This window comes from Myceligenerans halotolerans (assembly GCF_054782975.1).
Genome location: NZ_BAAGRL010000034.1, coordinates 108,009 through 123,764, shown reverse-complemented (window position 1 = coordinate 123,764; position 15,756 = coordinate 108,009). Strand labels below are relative to the sequence as shown.

Below are 15,756 nucleotides of genomic sequence, written 5' to 3'. Positions count from 1 at the left end.
ACCGGAAGAAGAAAGAACCGCCATGTCACCCACGGGGAAGCTCAAGCTCATCGATCGCGTGAGCGCGATCAACTGGAACCGCCTGGAGGACGAGAAGGACCTCGAGGTCTGGGACCGTCTGGTCGGGAACTTCTGGCTTCCCGAGAAGGTGCCGGTGTCCAACGACATCCAGTCGTGGCACACGTTGTCGGAACCCGAGAAGGTCATGACGACGCGGGTGTTCACGGGCCTGACGCTGCTGGACACGATCCAGGGCACCGTCGGCGCGGTGTCGCTCATCCCGGACGCGCTGACGCCGCACGAGGAGGCCGTGTACACGAACATCGCGTTCATGGAGTCGGTGCACGCCAAGAGTTACTCGTCGATCTTCTCGACCCTGCTGTCGACGCGCGAGATCGACGACGCCTTCGCCTGGTCGGAGAGCAGCCCGCACCTGCAGAAGAAGGCCGAGATCGTTCTCGAGTACTACCGGGGCGACGAGCCGCTGAAGCGTAAGGTCGCCTCCACGATGCTGGAGTCGTTCCTGTTCTACTCTGGCTTCTACGCGCCGATGTACTGGTCGAGCCGGGCCAAGCTCACCAACACCGCCGACCTGATCCGCCTCATCATCCGCGACGAGGCCGTGCACGGGTACTACATCGGCTACAAGTACCAGAAGGGCCTGGAGAAGCTCACGCAGCCTGAGCAGGACGAACTCAAGGCGTACACGTTCGAGCTCCTCTTCGAGCTGTACGAGAACGAGGCGGACTACACCGAGTCGCTGTACGGCGAGCTGGGGCTGGTCGACGACGTCAAGGCGTTCCTGCGCTACAACGCCAACAAGGCGCTGATGAACCTGGGCTACGAGGCGCTGTTCCCGAAGGAGGACACGGACGTCAACCCGGCCATCCTCGCGGCGCTGAGCCCGAACGCGGACGAGAACCACGACTTCTTCAGCGGGTCGGGCTCGAGCTACGTCATCGGCAAGGCCGTGGAGACCCAGGACGACGACTGGGACTTCTGACGCCACGTCGGAAGCCAGACGCCCGTAGCGGCTGAGAGGCCCCGGAACCGCAGCATCCTGCGGTTCCGGGGCCTCTTGCGTGCCGACTGTGGCCCGGTCCGCGACGGCCCGGCCCGCGACGGCCCGGCCCGCGACGGACCGGGCCACTCCGTGACAACGAGCCCGGCCGTCGTCAGGCGGCCTTTTCCGCCTCGATGATGTCGACGACGAAGATCAGCGTCTTCCCGCCCAGCTGGTGGGCGCTCGCGTCCTCGCCGTAGGCCTTGTCGGCGGGCACGACGAGCAGCACCTGGCTGCCGACCTTCTGGCCCGCGAGACCCTCGGTCCACCCCGGGATCACCTGCGTGAGGGCGAACGGCGTGGGCTCGAACCGCGCCCACGACGAGTCGAACTGCGTGCCGTCGACGAGGCAGCCGAGGTAGTGCGCGGTGACCTCGTCCTCCTCCGTGACCTCGCGCCCGTCACCCTCGATGAGCGTCTGGACGACGAGCTCGGACGGCTCCTCGAAGTCGTCGGCGATGGTGACCGTCGGGGCGCCGTCATCGGCGAGCTCGACGGTCGGGAGGCCGGCCTCCGGTTCGACGGCGGTGCCCTCCGCGCGCACGGGATCGGCCGCGGGCTCGGCGTCGACCACGTCGACCACGTGCACCTCGGTGGCGCCCGTCATGCCCTGCCAGGCGATGACGACCCGTGCGCCGACGTTGAGGCCGGTCAGCGGGTCGTTGAGGATCTGGTACGTCGGATCGCCGAGCGCGAACTCCTGCGCGGACTGCCCTTCGTCCCAGGTCGAGGGCCGCGGCTCGCCGTCCTCACCCTCGAACGGCTCGGCGTCCTCGCCGTCGACCCCGTAGTCGTGGAACGTGACCTGACCACCCTGCTCGAGCGCGGCACCGTCGCCCTCGTCGAGCACGTTGACGGCGACACCCTCGACGGCGAGCGGCGTCTCGAAGGACACCTCCTCAGGCTTCTCGCCGGGCTCTCCCGTGACCTCGACGCCCTTGACGGCCTCCAGGTCCGCTTCCGTGGCCTCCGGCGCCGCCTCGGGCTGAGCGGCCCCCGGTTCGCAGACGCCGCCGACGGCGATGGGCTCCGCGCTCGCACCCGACGCTTCCGCTGACGGGCTCGCCGACGCGTCCGCGTCGCCGGATTCGTCGCCGTCACCGCATCCGGTGAGCACGAGGGCGGAGCCCAGGGCGAACGCCGCCAGGCCGGCTGTGGTGCGGTGCTTCACGTTGTGTCCTTCGATCGGTAGGTAGTGCCGGACCGGCACACTGTAACGGTCCGAGCCTGGAAACACCTGGACCGTGGTGAAACGCCCGACGAGGCGTGAACCGACCGCAGCCGCCCGGCCCTGGAACAATGACGACATGCCGTCCAAGCGCCGATCCAGCAAGCGACCTTACGGAGCCGAGCACCGCCCGCTCGACCTCGACCGGGCCACGGGCGGCCGCCGCAGCGAGTCCGCGTCCGACGGCGAGTGGGTGATCCAGCACGTCCACTCGTCCGAGAAGACCTACGTCTGCCCGGCCTGCCGACAGGACGTGCCCCCCGGCACGGCCCACGTCGTCGCCTGGCGGTCCGACGTCATCGGAGGCCCCGACGCCGGCCTCGAACAGCGCCGCCACTGGCACAGCAGCTGCTGGCGCCGCCGCACCAACCTCCACTGACAGCGCGCGGCCCGGTCCGGGTGCGAGGTGCCGGATCGGCTGACGGCTCACCTCTCGGGCGCCTGTGAGAATAGACCCGATGACTACCCAGACCTCGCACCAGATCCGCTCCACGACGGTCCTCCCCGCGCTGCGCGAGAACGTCGAGCTGCACACCGCGGACGGCCTGACGCTCGTGGGGGAGCTCGCCCGGCCCGTCGGGCCGGACGGCACCCCGCGGACGCCGTCGGCCACCCTGGTCACCTTTCACCCGCTGCCGACGCACGGGGGATTCATGGACTCGCACGTGTACCGCAAGGCCGCCTGGCGGCTCCCGGCGCTGGCCGACCTCGCCGTCCTGCGGTTCAACACGCGTGGCACCAGCTCGCCCCGCGGCACGAGCGAGGGCGAGTTCGACGGCGGCGAGGCCGAGCGGTACGACGTCGCCGCCGCCATCGAGCTGGCGGAGTTCCGCGAGCTACCGAACCCCTGGCTGGTCGGCTGGTCGTTCGGTACCGAGCTGGTCCTGAAGCACGGCACGGACCCGAGCGTCGAGGGCGCCATCCTGCTCTCCCCGCCGCTGCACCGCGCGACCGACGACGACCTGGACCGCTGGGCCGAACTCGGGAAGCCGCTCGTCGTGCTGGTCCCCGAGCTCGACGACTACCTGCGCCCCGACGAGGCGCGTCGCAGGTTCGCCCGGGTACCGCAGGCCGAGGTGATCGGCGTCGACGGCGCGAAGCACCTGTGGGTGGGCGAGACGGCGGTGCGTCGCGTACTCGACGAGATCGTGGGCCATGTGCTTCCCGGCCACGCGCTCCCGCTGCCGACGCACTGGGAAGGCTCCCTCCCGGACGCGTAGGCCCTCCGGGCACGACGGGTTCACCGGCTGCGGAAGAACCCACTCGCGTCGGGCCCGTGTGCCTCCCCAGGTCGTACCGGCGGGCACTAACCTGGGACGAGGGGGCGGAAGTCGCCCCGGAGCACGGGGCGCGGTCGCCCCACAAGGAGGCGCGGCAATGACTCGGACGACTCCGCTGAACACGATCGACCTGCGCACAGGCGGCGGCCTCCCGCTCGTCCTGCTGCACGGCTTCCCGCTGGACCTGCGCATGTGGGCCGCGTGCGCCACGGCGCTGCCGCCCGGCATCCGCGCGATCGGCGTCGACCTGCCCGGGGCCGGGCACTCCGACCTCGACGGCGCCCGGCCCGCGCTCGAGCACAGTGCCGAGCGCGTGCACGACACGCTGCGCGGGATGGGTGTGGGCAACGCGATCGTGGTCGGACTGTCGATGGGGGGATACGTCGCCCTGGCGCTCGCCGACCTGTATCCCGGCTTCGTCGCCGGGCTCGGGCTCGTCGACACGAAGTCGGTCGCGGACACCGACGAGGCGCAGGCGAACCGGCGCCGGATCGCGAGCGCCGTCGAGGAGACGCAGACCGTGGATGCGGTGCTCGGGATGCCGGCGGCCCTGCTGTCGGACACCAGCGCCATCGAGCGGCGTCATCTCTTCCCGGTGCTGGAGAGCTGGATCCGCTCCCAGTCACCGGCGGGCGTCGCGTGGATGCAGCGCGCGATGGCGGTGCGACCCGACAGGACCGCCGTGCTCGAGAAGTACGAGGCACCGGTGGCCGTCGTGGTGGGGGAGCAGGACAGGCTGTCGCCGCGTGCGGAGGCGGAGCACATGGCCGCCGCGGTGAGGATGGCCGGCGGGGACGTCACGCTGACCGAGGTGCCCGACGCCGGTCACATGGCGCCGGTCGAGGACCCGCAGATGGTGGCCCGCACGCTGGCGGACCTGCACCGGCGCGTGCGGGACCGCTGAACCGGAGCAGAAGGAACCACGGCCGCCGGACGAAGGATCGTCCGGCGGCCGTGGTCCGTCACACCGATTCCGGCGCGGCGCGGCGTGGCCTCAGGCGTTCGCCTCCGCCTTGCTCTCCGACTTGCCGTTCTCCGCATCGTCCTCGCCGCCGTCGACCTGCGGGATGACCACGGTCGCCGAGCTGACCTCGTCCGCGGACGGGGCGGGCTTGGGCGAGCGGGGCGGGATGGCGGCGGGGGGCTTGCCGGCCTGCTCGTCGTCGTCCTTCCCCGCGCCGACGCCTCCGAAGCGGGCCTGCTGCGCCGGGGTCAGGGGGCTGCCGCCCGTCGCCGTGGCGAGCGCCGCGGAGCCGTCGCTCTTGCCGCCCTGCTGGCCCCCGCCGAGCATGCCGCGCAGCTCGTCGAGGTAGCCGTTGATCGAGTCGTGCTGCCGCGTGAGGTCTTCGAGCTGGTTCTGGGCCGACGCGCGCTGCTGCTCCGCCTCGGCACGGGCGTCCGCGATGGTCTGGTCGGCGAACTCGCGGGCCTCGGCGACGATGCGGTCCGCGGTGCGTCGCGAGTCCGCGACGAGGTCCTTGACGTAGACATCGGACTCCGAGCGGACCTTCTCGGCCTGTTCGAGGGCCACGGCCACGCGCTTCTCCGCCTCGGCGGCGTGCTCCTCGGCGGCCTTGACCAGCTTGTCGGTCTCTTCCTTGGCCTTGGCGTGCCGCTCGGAGAGTTCGGTCTCCACCTGCTCCTTGCGGGTGGCGATGTCGAGATCCGCCTCGGCGAGCGCGTTCCGCGCCTGCTCCCGCAGGTCCTCGAGGTCGGAGGTGACCGCGTTCGCCGCCTCGGAGGCCTCGCGCTTCGCCTCGGCGACGAGGTGCTCCGCCTCGCGGCGGGCGCGCTCCGTGAGCTCGGTGGACTCCTTCTCGGCGCTCTCGCGCTGGGCGGCGGTCTCGGCGGCGACCTTGGCGCGCAGCTGGGCGGCTTCCCGCTCCGTGTTGACGCGCAGCTCGGTGGTCTCGCGCTCGACCGTCGAGCGCAGCGTGCCGAGCTCTCGCTCCAGGCTGGCCCGGCGCTCGGACTCCTCGGTGGCGATGCCCGACGTGATCAGGGCGGCCTCGCGCTCGGCCGAACCGACGAGCTCCTCGGCGCGCCGCTGTGCCGCGACGAGGTGGCCGTCGGCCTCGGCGGCCATCGTCGTGCGGATCTCCTCGGCCTCGCGGCGGGCGCTGGCGAGCATCTCCGCGGCCTCGGACTCGGCCCGCGAGCGGACCTGGCCGGCCGAGAGCTTCGCGCGCGCCATGATGTCGGCGGCCTGCTGGTTCGCCTGGGTGAGGATGTCGGACGACTGCTCCTCCGCCGAGCGCAGCAGCATCTCGATCCGCGACCCGAGGCCCGCGTACGACGGCTTGTCGCTCTCCTTCAGCCGCTGCTTGGTGTCGCTGAGGTCGGACTGGAGCTTCGAGGCGAGCGAGTCGGACGACTCGACCTGTCGTCGCGCCTCCTCCAGGGCGGCATTGAGCCGGTCGAGGTGGCTGTGCACCTGGTCGCGGTCGTAACCGCGCATGACTGTCGGGAAGAGCGATCGCTCGTCTGACACGTGCAGACCTCCGTGGCAAGACCGTGATTCCCCGGCCAGGGATGCCGCAGATTCGCGGCCTGTCCGGCGCCCAGGATACGCGCAGCGCGGCCTGATGTGTACCCGCTTGAAATATGGCTTTCGTGGTATTCGAGGGCAGAGTGTGAAGACAGCAGGTGAAAGAACCGTGACGGTTCCCGCCGTCGCCCCCCGCTGGACGACCGTACAGCCGACCACCCTATGCTGGACCGTCGGTCCTCGGCACCCACGAAGGGAACGGATGGTGCAACGCTTTCTGGCGATCCTCCTCATTCTCGCCGGTCTCGGCGGGGCGGGGTACGGCGTCGCGACGGCGACGATCCTGCGCGAGTCCGACACGGTGGTCGCCACGGCGACCCCGAGTGGCGACGCGACGATGCTGGTCACCGTTCCCGGCGTGCTGGGAATGGTCGACGAGAGCGTCACGGTGCGCGCGTCGGTCCCCGAGGGGCAGGAGGTCACCCTCGCCATCGGTACCGAGACGGACGTGCTCGGCTGGGTCGGCGACGATCCCTACGACTCGGTGACCGGGATGGCGGACTGGACCGAGCTCTCCGTCGTTCCGGGAGCGGGCGTGTCCGACGGCGACGACGGTGAGGCTGCCGAGGAGGGTGAGGAAGGCGAGGACGCCTCCGAGCCCGCGGAGAGGGCGTCCGACGGCCCTGAGCCCGCCGGCTCCGACCTGTGGATCTCCGAGGTGAGCGGCGAGACCAGCGTCAGCATGCGGTACACCGATCAGCCGGGTCCCTACGTGCTTCTCGCCGCCGGGGTGGGCGAGGGCGCCGAGCCCCCGACCGTCGAGCTGACCTGGCCCCGCCCGGTGACCACCCCGTACCTCTGGCCCGGTGTCATCGGCGGCGGATTCCTCGTGCTGCTGGGTGTCTTCCTGCTGGTGGGCGTGCGCAGGAAGCCCGGCGGGCGAGACGGCAAGAAGTCCGGCAAGGGCCGCAAGCCCGCCAGGACCGTCCGGCAGCCGCTCGACCACCAGGACGACGCGTCGCACCCCGGGTCCGCCGAGGATTCTCCGTTCTCGCGCGCGCCGGGCGAGAAGTCCGACAGCCCGTTCCCGCCCGGCCCGGCCGAGCAGGCGCCGATCCCGCTGACCGACGACGACCAGGGCGTCGCGCCGCTGCCGCCCGTACCGCCCGCGACCGCGCCGGCCTGGGGCTCGGCCCCGACCCCGCCACCGTCGGTGCCCGGTGGCGACACCGTTCCGCGCCCGGCGCCCGCGCCCGCCGCGGGTGGACCCTGGAGCGCCGCCGGGTCCGCGCCCACCGGGTTCCCGTCCGGGCCGACCGAGTATCCCGGCGCCCAGCAGGCGCCGGCCGGTCCTCCCGCGCCGGGCAGCCTGCGTCGCCGCCGCGGCCGGGGCGCCCCGGATCCGGGCGTCACGCGACCGGCCGCCCCGATGCCGTCCGCTCCGTCGGCGCCCGCCCCGACACCACCGGCGCCCGCCCCGACACCACCGGCCCCCGTGGCCGGCCCGCCACAGGCCGCGGTGTCCAGCGGCTCCTCAGGAACGCCGGGCAAGCTGATGACGCGCCGCGAGCGGCGCCTGGCCGAGCAGGCCGCCCGCCGCGGGAACACGGGCATGCAGCCCGTCGTGTCACCTCAGCAGGTCGAGCCGGCTCAGCCGGAGCCGCCCCAGCCCGAGCCGCAGGCCTCCTCGAGTCGCGCGGCCGCGTGGCGCGAGGCCTGGGGGATCAAGGACGGAGAGAACCGATGACCTACCGCCGCACCGCACGCCGTGCGTCCGCAGCGGCCGCCCCGCTGCTGGCCGTCGCCCTGCTCGCAGGGTGCGCGCAGGAGCTTCCCGTTCCCGAGCCCGAGCCGGCCGTCGTCGGTACCGTGGTGACCGAGGAGCAGGAGAAGACGATCATCAGCCGGGTGGCCGAGTCGGTGGAGACGGCCACGAAGGAGCGGAAGACCGGCGCCCTCGACGCGCGCACGGCCGGGCCGGCCAAGGAGGTGCGCACGAGCCAGATCGAGGTGGCCAAGAAGCTCAAGAAGGACGACCAGGTCACGAACCTGCCGATGAGCATGCAGTCCGTGATGCTTCCCTCGGACCCCGAGTGGCCGCGGACCAGCCTGGCCGTGAGCACACAGCCGAAGGACCTCACGGCTCCGGTGCTCTACGCGTTCAACCAGGCCTCCGCCCGCGCCGACTACAAGCTGTGGGCGTGGGCCCGCCTGCTGCCCGGCGTGACGCTGCCGCGGTTCGCCTCGACGGACACCGGGACGGAGGAGGTCGCGGCCGACGACGGCGAGTCCCTGGCGATGTCCCCGACGAAGGCCGTCGCCATGTACGCGGACGTCCTGTCCGAGGAAGGCGACTCCAAGTTCGCCGACGAGGTCGAGGACGACGACTTCCGTGACCTGATGCGCAAGCAGGAGTCCGCACAGAAGAAGGCGGACGGCTGGAAGAAGTCCGAGGGCAAGTACTCCTTCAGCGCCAAGCCGGACGAGAAGGCGGGCGTGCAGGCGATGCGCACGGTCGACGGCGGCGCGATCGTGATGGGCGCGATCAACTCGTCGCAGGTGATCCAGCTCCAGGACAAGGCCGAGGCGCCGCCGTCGAACGGCTTCGTGACGCAGAAGGCTCTCTTCGGCGGCCAGGACGTGACGAACGTCCTGCGCACGAGGTACGTGGACGTCGTCGCGCTCTACGTGCCGCCCGAGGGCTCCGACGACAAGCTGCGCCTGGTCGGGTTCGAGCACGTCGCGGTCTCGGCGACCAACAAGTGAGGCCTCCTCGCCGCGCGGCTCCGGTCGTCGGCGCCGTCGCAGCGCTGGTGAGCCTCACCGTGGTGGGCTGCACGGCGGGCGGCCTCCCCGCCCCTGAGCCGGAGCCTGCCGTGGTCGGCGCCGTGGTGACCGAGGAGCAGGAGAGGACGATCATCGCCCGGGTCGCCGAGACAGTCGAGACGGCCACTGCCGGGCGCGACACGAAGGTGCTGGGCACGCGCACCGCGGGGCCGGCCCGTGAGCTGCGCGCGAGCCAGATCGAGGTCGCCAGGATCCTCGCGGACGACGAGCGCGTCACCGCCCTTCCGATGAGCATGCAGGCGGTCGTGCTGCCGTCGGAGCCCGACTGGCCGCGTACCAGCCTGGCGGTGAGCACCCCGCCGGACGACGGCACGGTGCCCATGCTGTACGCGTTCGAGCAGCGGTCGGCCCGCGACGACTACAAGCTCTGGGCGTGGGTGAAGCTGCTACGGCGTGCGACGCTGCCGCCGTTCGCCTCGACCGTCACGGGCACCGAGGCGGTGGCGGCCGACGACGACTCGCTGGCGATGACTCCGGCGAAGGCGGTATCGGCCTACGCGGACCTCCTCTCCGGCGACGCGGACTCCGCGTCCGCCGACCGGTTCGAGGACGACGACGACTTCCGCGCGCTGCTGCGCGACCAGGAGTCCGCGCAGAAGAAGGCGGACGGCTGGAAGGCGTCCGAGGGCAAGTACTCCTTCAGCGCCGAGCGGAACGCCGACCTGGGCGTGCGGGGGATGCGTACCGTCGACGGCGGCGCGATCGTGATCGGCGCGATCGACTCCACGCAGACGATCCAGCTCCAGGAGGGTGCGTGCGCCGAGCCGTCGGACGACTTCGCGACCCAGCAGGCTCTCCTCGGCGACCAGGACGTGACCAACCTGCTGCGGACGAGATACCTGGACGTCGTCGCGCTCTACGTGCCGCCCGAGGGATCCGGCGCCACGCTGCACCTGGTCGGGTTCGAGCATGTCGCGGTCGCGGCGGAGTCGGCCGGCGAACCCGCCGACTGCGACTGAGCGCCGGGGTGTTCGGGGTCCCGCCGGGCCTCGCGTTTTCGTAGGATGAGGGCCATGACCACGTCCGACCAGCCGACCCCGGCACCCCAGAGCTTTGCCGCCGCGCGCGGCGCCGTCGACCTGTCCGCCCTGACGCGCCCGCAGGCGCCGCCACCGGGCGAGCCGGGCGGCGCGCCCGAGGCCGGCGGGTACGTGCGGGACCTGACCGACGCGAACTTCGAGCAGGTGGTGCGCGACTCCGCCACGTACCCCGTGGTGATCCTGCTCTGGGCGCCCACGGACGCCGAGAACGCCGAGCTCGCCACCACGCTCGCGGGCCTCGCCGCCGAGTACGACGGCAGGTTCCTGCTCGGTCGCGTCGACGCCCAGACCTACCCGCAGATCGTCGCGGCGTTCCAGGTGCAGGGCGTGCCGGCCGTCGTGGCCGTGCTGCAGGGGCAGCCGCTGCCGCTGTTCGCGGGCAACGCGCCCGAGGAGCAGGTGCGCCCGGTGATCGACCAGGTGCTGGCAGCCGCCGAGCAGAACGGCGTGACCGGGCGGGCGCCGTCGGCCGGGGGCGACGCCGCGCCGGCCCCGGAGGCGGAGCCCGAGGCGGAGAAGCCGCTGCCGCCGCTGCACCAGGAGGCCTACGACGCCATCGAGCGTGACGACCTCGCCGCCGCCGAGGAGGCGTACAGCACGGCCCTCAAGCAGGACCCGAAGGACACCGACGCGACGGCGGGCCTGGCGCAGGTGCGCCTGATGCGGCGCACCCACGACGCCGACCTCGCCGCGGTGCGCAAGGCGGCCGCCGACGCGCCGTCGGACGTGACGGCGCAGCTGGCCGTGGCGGACCTGGACGTGCTCGGCGGCAAGGTCGAGGACGCCTTCGCCCGGCTCCTGGACCTGCTCCCCGGCCTCGACGGCGACGACAAGGAACGGGTTCGCCTGCGCCTGCTGGAGTACTTCGAGGTGGTCGGCGTGAGCGACCCGCGGGTCAACAAGGCCCGCCAGCGCCTGGCGATCAGCCTGTACTGACCGCACGCTCGCGAGCCCGGCCGGTCACTCGCCGGAGGTGCCGGACGGTTCGGGCATCAGGATCAGGGCGCCCAGCGGAGGGACCCGGATCGACGCCGAGTGGTCACGGCCGTAGTGGGGGACCGCCTCGGCGGTGACCCGGCCCAGGTTGCCCACGCCCGAGCCGCCGTAGATCTCGGCATCCGTGTTGAGGGCCTCACGCCAGACCTGCCGGGTGACCGGTGCTGCCGGGCCCCTGCCGGAGGCTCCGGCCTGCGGGCCGGAGCCGGACCCGCTCCCCGGGATACCGGGCAGCGGCAGCCGGTATCCCTCGTGCGGCACGCCGGCGAAGTTCACCACCACGACCACCGGGTCGCCCGCTGCCGAGCGGCGGACGTAGGCCAGGAGGTTGCGGTCGGCGTCGTCGGCGTCGAGCCACTCGAAACCCGAGCCGTCGAAGTCCCGCTCCCACAGGGCCGGCGCGGCCTGGTACAGGGCGTTGAGGTCACGCACCAGCCGCTGCACCCCGGCGTGCCATCCGTCGGCCAGCACCTCCCAGCGCAGGCCCTCGCTCTCGGACCACTCCGTGTCCTGCGCGATCTCGCAGCCCATGAACAGGAGCTGCTTGCCGGGATGCGTCCACTGGTAGGCGAGGAAAGCTCGCAGCCCGGCCATCTGCTGCCACCGGTCGCCCGGCATCTTGCGCAGCGCCGACCCCTTGCCGTGCACCACCTCGTCGTGGCTGATCGGCAGCACGAACTGCTCGGAGTACGCGTAGACCATCGAGAACGTGAGCTCGTGGTGGTGGTACCGCCGGTTGACCGGGTCCTCGGCGAGATAGCGGAGGGTGTCGTTCATCCAGCCCATGTTCCACTTGAGGCCGAAGCCGAGTCCGCCCGAGGAGGTCGGCCTGGTGACGCCCGGGTACGACGTCGACTCCTCGGCGATCAGCATGACCCCCGGCGTGCGCCGGTAGGCGGTGGCGTTCGCCTCTTGCAGGAACGCGATGGCCTCCAGGTTCTCCCGGCCGCCGTGCACGTTGGGGTGCCACTCGCCCGCCTCGCGCGAGTAGTCGAGGTAGAGCATCGAGGCCACGGCATCCACGCGCAGCCCGTCGGCGTGGAACTCCTCGAACCAGTAGGTGGCGTTCGCGACGAGGAAGTTGCGTACCTCGTTGCGCCCGAAGTCGAAGATGTACGTGCCCCAGTCCTGGTGCTCGCCGCGGGTGGGATCGGGGTGCTCGTACAGGGGGGTGCCGTCGAACCGGGCCAGGGCGAACTCGTCGCGCGGGAAGTGCGCCGGGACCCAGTCGAGGATGACGCCGATCCCCGCCTGGTGCAGCCGGTCCACCAGGTGCCGGAAGTCGTCGGGCGACCCGAACCGCGAGGTCGGTGCGTAGTACGAGGTCACCTGGTAGCCCCAGGACCCGCCGAACGGGTGCTCTGCCACGGGCAGGAGCTCCACGTGCGTGAAACCCTGCTCCGACACGTACGCGGTCAGCTCGTCCGCGAGCTGACGGTACGACAGGCCCGGCCGCCAGGAGCCGAGGTGCACCTCGTAGACGCTCATGGGACCCGAGTGCGGGTCGGACGCGGCCCGTGCGGCCAGCCAGGCGTCGTCGCCCCACTCGTAGTCGGACTCCGTGACGATGCTGGCCGTGCCGGGCGGCAGCTCGGTCGCGCGGGCCATCGGGTCGGCCTTCGCACGCCAGACGCCGTCGGCTCCGAGGACCTCGAACTTGTAGTGGGCGCCGGGCGTGACGCCGGGCACGAACAGCTCCCAGACCCCCGACGACCCGAGCGACCGCATCGGGTGGACCGGCGTCCAGAGGTTGTGGTCGCCCAGCAGGCGCACACCGCGCGCGCTCGGCGCCCACACGGCGAAGCTCGCGCCGTCGATGTCGTCGGAGGCGCTCGGATACCGCCGCACGGTGGCGCCGAGGACCTTCCAGAGCTCCTCGTGCCGTCCCTCGCCGATGAGGTGCAGGTCGATCTCGCCCAGCGTCGGCAGGAAGCGGTACGGGTCGTCGGCCACGTGCTCGGTGGCGCCGTAGCGGGTCCGGATGCGGTAGTCGGGCGCTGCCCAGGCGGTGCCCGGGGCCGACGCGGCGGGGACGACGGCGGCCCACACGCCGGCGCCCTGATGCTCGCACGGGTGGTCGCCGTCGTCGGTGATGATCGTGACCTCGTCGGCGAGGGGCCGCAGTGCCCGCACGACGGCGAACGGGCCGTCGTCGAGCGGGTGCGGTCCGAGCACGGAGTGCGGATCGTGGTGCGAGCCCTGCGCGACAGCGGTCAGCGCCTCGAGGTCAGCGGGGGGCAGGTCGGCCATGTCCACACCTTTCCATGTCCGGGCACCACAACGCGACAGTTAGCGGCCGGCTCGCGACCGTATTACTCGTCGGGTGCCGCCTCGGGCCATGATGTCCCGCATGGCGCGGATCACCATTGCCGACATCGCTCGCCGTGCGGGCGTCTCGACCGCTGCCGTCTCGTATGCGCTGAACGGGCGGCCGGGCGTCTCGGACGCGACCCGCGAGCAGGTGCTCGAGATCGCCGCCGAGCTCGGCTGGGCGCCGAGCTCGGCGGCGCGCTCGCTGTCCGGGGCCCACACGGAGACGGTCGGCCTGGTGCTGGCGCGCGCACCCGAGACGCTCGGCTTCGAGTCGTTCTACATGCAGTTCGTGGCAGGCATCGAGTCCGTGCTGTCCGAACGCGACTACGGGCTGCTCCTGCAGGTGGCGCCCGACATCGACGCCGAGCTGCGGACCTACCGCAAGTGGCGGGCCGCCCGGAGGGTGGACGGGATCGTCATGGTGGATCCCCGAGTGCCCGACCCGCGGCTCGACCTGCTCGTGGGCCCCGACACGCTGCCGGCCGTCGTCGTCGGCGACCCGAGCCTGTCCGGCGGGCTGACGAGCGTCTACACGGACGACGCGGCCGCGATGCGGTCGTGCGTCGAGTACCTGGCCGGGCTGGGGCACACCACGGTCGGGCACGTGACGGGTACGCCCGAGTTCGGGCACACGCACATCCGTGACGAGGCGTTCGCGCGCGAGGCCGCGGCCCGGTCGATGACGACCGAGGTGCGGCATGCCGACTACACCCCCGCCGCCGGCGCCTCCGCCACGCGCGACCTGCTGGTGAGGGGCGAGGTGACCGCGATCGTCTACGACAACGACGCGATGGCGTTCGCCGGCCTCGGCGCGGCGCACGAGGCAGGGGTGCGGGTGCCCGACGGCGTGTCGCTGGTGGCCTGGGACGACTCGCCGGTGTGCCGCGCGGCGTACCCGCAGCTGACGGCGCTGAGCCACGACGTCGCAGGCTACGGCGCGCACGTGGCGCGCCGCCTCTTCGAGGTCATGGCCGGCGAGCGTCCGGCGTCGTACCGCGACTCGACGCCGGTGCTCCAGGTCCGCGGCTCGACGGCGCCACCCGCCGTGGATGGTCGTCCCGCGCGGCGCGCTCGCGTCCGCTGACCGCCCTCGCGGCTGACGCCGTGTCAGGGTGTTGACTTACGAAAACTTAACCGCTTAATGTCCTGGCCGTCCACCAGTCAACGACGACGGATCGAGACAACAATGAGGTCGATGCACCATCTGCGGGGCGGGGCACCGCTCGCCGCCCTGGCGCTGACGCTGTCGGCGTGCTCCGCCCCGGCCGGCGGCGACACGTCCGGTGACACCGAGATCGCCGGGGAGATCACGGTGATCACCCAGCGCACCGACATCGTCGACACGGTGTTCCTGGAGTACAAGGCCGAGTTCGAGGCCGAGTACTCGGACGTCACCGTCAATTTCGAGGCGATCACCGACTACGAGGGCGAGATCGCCGTGCGGATGAACACGGACGACTACGGGGACGTCCTGCTCATCCCGAACAGCGTCAAGCCCGACCAGTTCGCCGCCTTCTTCGAGCCGATCGGCTCGGTCGAGGAGATGAGCCAGGAGTACCGGCTCGTCGAGGAGAAGGCGTACGACGGTCAGGTCTACGGCGTCTCCATCACGGTGAACACCCAGGGCCTCGTCTACAACAAGAAGGTCTGGGAGGACGCCGGGATCACGGACCTGCCGACCACGCCGGAGGAGTTCCTCGACGACCTGCGCGCCATCCGGGACACGACGGACGCGGTCCCCTACTACACGAACTACGCCGACGGCTGGCCGCTGAGCCAGTGGGACGGCAACCGCGGCGTGCTGGGCGACCCCGCGTACCAGAACACGCACATCGCCTACAGCGACACCCCGTGGGCCGAGGACGAGTGGCACGGCATCTCCGACGGGCTGCTCTACGACGTCGTCGCCGAGGGCCTCGCCGAGGACGATCCGACCACGACGAACTGGGAGGAGTCCAAGACCCTGCTCGGCACCGGCCAGGTCGCTACCATGCTGCTCGGTTCCTGGGCGATCACCCAGATGCAGCAGGCCGCCGAGGACGCCGGCGGCTCGGCCGACGACATCGGCTACATGCCCTTCCCGTACCAGGTGGACGGCACCTTCCACGCGCAGATCGCGGGCGACTACAAGAACGCGATCAACGTGCACAGCGAGCACAAGGCCGCCGCGCGGGCCTGGATCGACTGGTTCGCGGAGGAGTCGGGCTACGCGTACGACGAGGGCGGGATCTCCCCGCTCCTCGACGGCCCGGAGCCCGAGACCCTGGGCGACTTCGAGGAGGCCGGCGTCGAGTACGTCGAGATGGAGCCCGCGCCGCAGGGCAAGGAGTCGTACGAGGCGGACGTCGTGTCGGCCTCCGAGGTCGACCTGTACGGGAACATCTACCGGCAGGAACTGGTCGACATCGCGCGGGGCGCCGGGGACGGCGACAAGGAGTCGTTCTTCGCGGACCTGAACCAGCGCTGGGCCGACGGCCGCGCGACGGTGGGGGAGTAGCGCG

General features: G+C 71.9%; 13 protein-coding genes. 10 read left to right on the top strand and 3 right to left on the bottom strand.

The features are described 5' to 3' along the window. The first annotated feature begins 22 nt into the window (after positions 1-22). Positions 23-1,003, top strand: a complete 981-nt coding sequence (gene nrdF / locus ACYVK5_RS20645; RefSeq protein WP_460707863.1) for a class 1b ribonucleoside-diphosphate reductase subunit beta — start codon at positions 23-25, stop codon at positions 1,001-1,003. 172 nt (positions 1,004-1,175) lie between these two features. On the opposite strand, the gene ACYVK5_RS20640 is transcribed toward nrdF, so the two are convergent. Further along, positions 1,176-2,234: an FKBP-type peptidyl-prolyl cis-trans isomerase gene (locus ACYVK5_RS20640; protein ID WP_460707862.1), complete on the bottom strand. Its 1,059-nt coding sequence runs from the start codon at positions 2,232-2,234 to the stop codon at positions 1,176-1,178. Between the two features lie 136 nt (positions 2,235-2,370). Between ACYVK5_RS20640 and ACYVK5_RS20635 the strand changes: the two genes are divergently transcribed. The 3 genes from ACYVK5_RS20635 to ACYVK5_RS20625 all read left to right on the top strand — a co-directional run bounded on the left by ACYVK5_RS20635 (position 2,371) and on the right by ACYVK5_RS20625 (position 4,475). Further along, a complete protein-coding gene (locus tag ACYVK5_RS20635; RefSeq protein ID WP_460707861.1) occupies positions 2,371-2,670 on the top strand; it encodes a hypothetical protein in 300 nt (99 codons plus the stop codon). Positions 2,671-2,749: 79 nt separating this feature from the next. Beyond that, positions 2,750-3,511 (top strand): alpha/beta hydrolase, encoded by a 762-nt coding sequence (locus ACYVK5_RS20630; RefSeq protein ID WP_460707859.1) that lies wholly within the window; start codon positions 2,750-2,752, stop codon positions 3,509-3,511. Positions 3,512-3,668: 157 nt separating this feature from the next. Next, positions 3,669-4,475 (top strand): alpha/beta fold hydrolase, encoded by an 807-nt coding sequence (locus ACYVK5_RS20625; protein WP_460707858.1) that lies wholly within the window; start codon positions 3,669-3,671, stop codon positions 4,473-4,475. Between the two features lie 90 nt (positions 4,476-4,565). On the opposite strand, the gene ACYVK5_RS20620 is transcribed toward ACYVK5_RS20625, so the two are convergent. Next, positions 4,566-6,062, bottom strand: coding sequence for a DivIVA domain-containing protein (locus ACYVK5_RS20620; RefSeq protein ID WP_460707857.1), 1,497 nt, complete (start codon positions 6,060-6,062; stop codon positions 4,566-4,568). Between the two features lie 262 nt (positions 6,063-6,324). Between ACYVK5_RS20620 and ACYVK5_RS20615 the strand changes: the two genes are divergently transcribed. The 4 genes from ACYVK5_RS20615 to ACYVK5_RS20600 are packed head-to-tail and all read left to right on the top strand — an operon-like array spanning position 6,325 to position 10,882. Continuing rightward, complete coding sequence (locus ACYVK5_RS20615; protein WP_460707856.1) at positions 6,325-7,806, top strand: hypothetical protein; 1,482 nt, start codon at positions 6,325-6,327, stop codon at positions 7,804-7,806. Further along, complete coding sequence (locus tag ACYVK5_RS20610; RefSeq protein WP_460707855.1) at positions 7,803-8,825, top strand: hypothetical protein; 1,023 nt, start codon at positions 7,803-7,805, stop codon at positions 8,823-8,825. Before ACYVK5_RS20615 ends, ACYVK5_RS20610 begins: the two co-directional genes overlap by 4 nt. Further along, positions 8,822-9,865 (top strand): hypothetical protein, encoded by a 1,044-nt coding sequence (locus tag ACYVK5_RS20605; RefSeq protein ID WP_460707854.1) that lies wholly within the window; start codon positions 8,822-8,824, stop codon positions 9,863-9,865. The genes ACYVK5_RS20610 and ACYVK5_RS20605 overlap by 4 nt, the downstream gene beginning before the upstream one ends. Before the next feature lie 54 nt (positions 9,866-9,919). Continuing rightward, positions 9,920-10,882 (top strand): tetratricopeptide repeat protein, encoded by a 963-nt coding sequence (locus tag ACYVK5_RS20600; RefSeq protein WP_460707853.1) that lies wholly within the window; start codon positions 9,920-9,922, stop codon positions 10,880-10,882. Between the two features lie 24 nt (positions 10,883-10,906). Here ACYVK5_RS20600 and glgB read toward each other — a convergent pair whose 3' ends face one another. Continuing rightward, positions 10,907-13,192, bottom strand: coding sequence for a 1,4-alpha-glucan branching protein GlgB (glgB, locus tag ACYVK5_RS20595; RefSeq protein WP_460707852.1), 2,286 nt, complete (start codon positions 13,190-13,192; stop codon positions 10,907-10,909). A 100-nt stretch (positions 13,193-13,292) separates the two neighbouring features. Here glgB and ACYVK5_RS20590 point away from each other — a divergent pair, with 100 nt between their 5' ends. Both ACYVK5_RS20590 and ACYVK5_RS20585 read left to right on the top strand, forming a co-directional pair. After that, entirely contained in the window at positions 13,293-14,339 is a 1,047-nt protein-coding gene (locus tag ACYVK5_RS20590; RefSeq protein WP_460707851.1) for a LacI family DNA-binding transcriptional regulator, read from the top strand. A gap of 111 nt (positions 14,340-14,450) precedes the next feature. Beyond that, on the top strand, positions 14,451-15,752 hold the full coding sequence (locus ACYVK5_RS20585) for an ABC transporter substrate-binding protein (protein WP_460707850.1): 1,302 nt from the start codon (positions 14,451-14,453) through the stop codon (positions 15,750-15,752). The last annotated feature ends 4 nt before the right edge of the window (positions 15,753-15,756 follow it).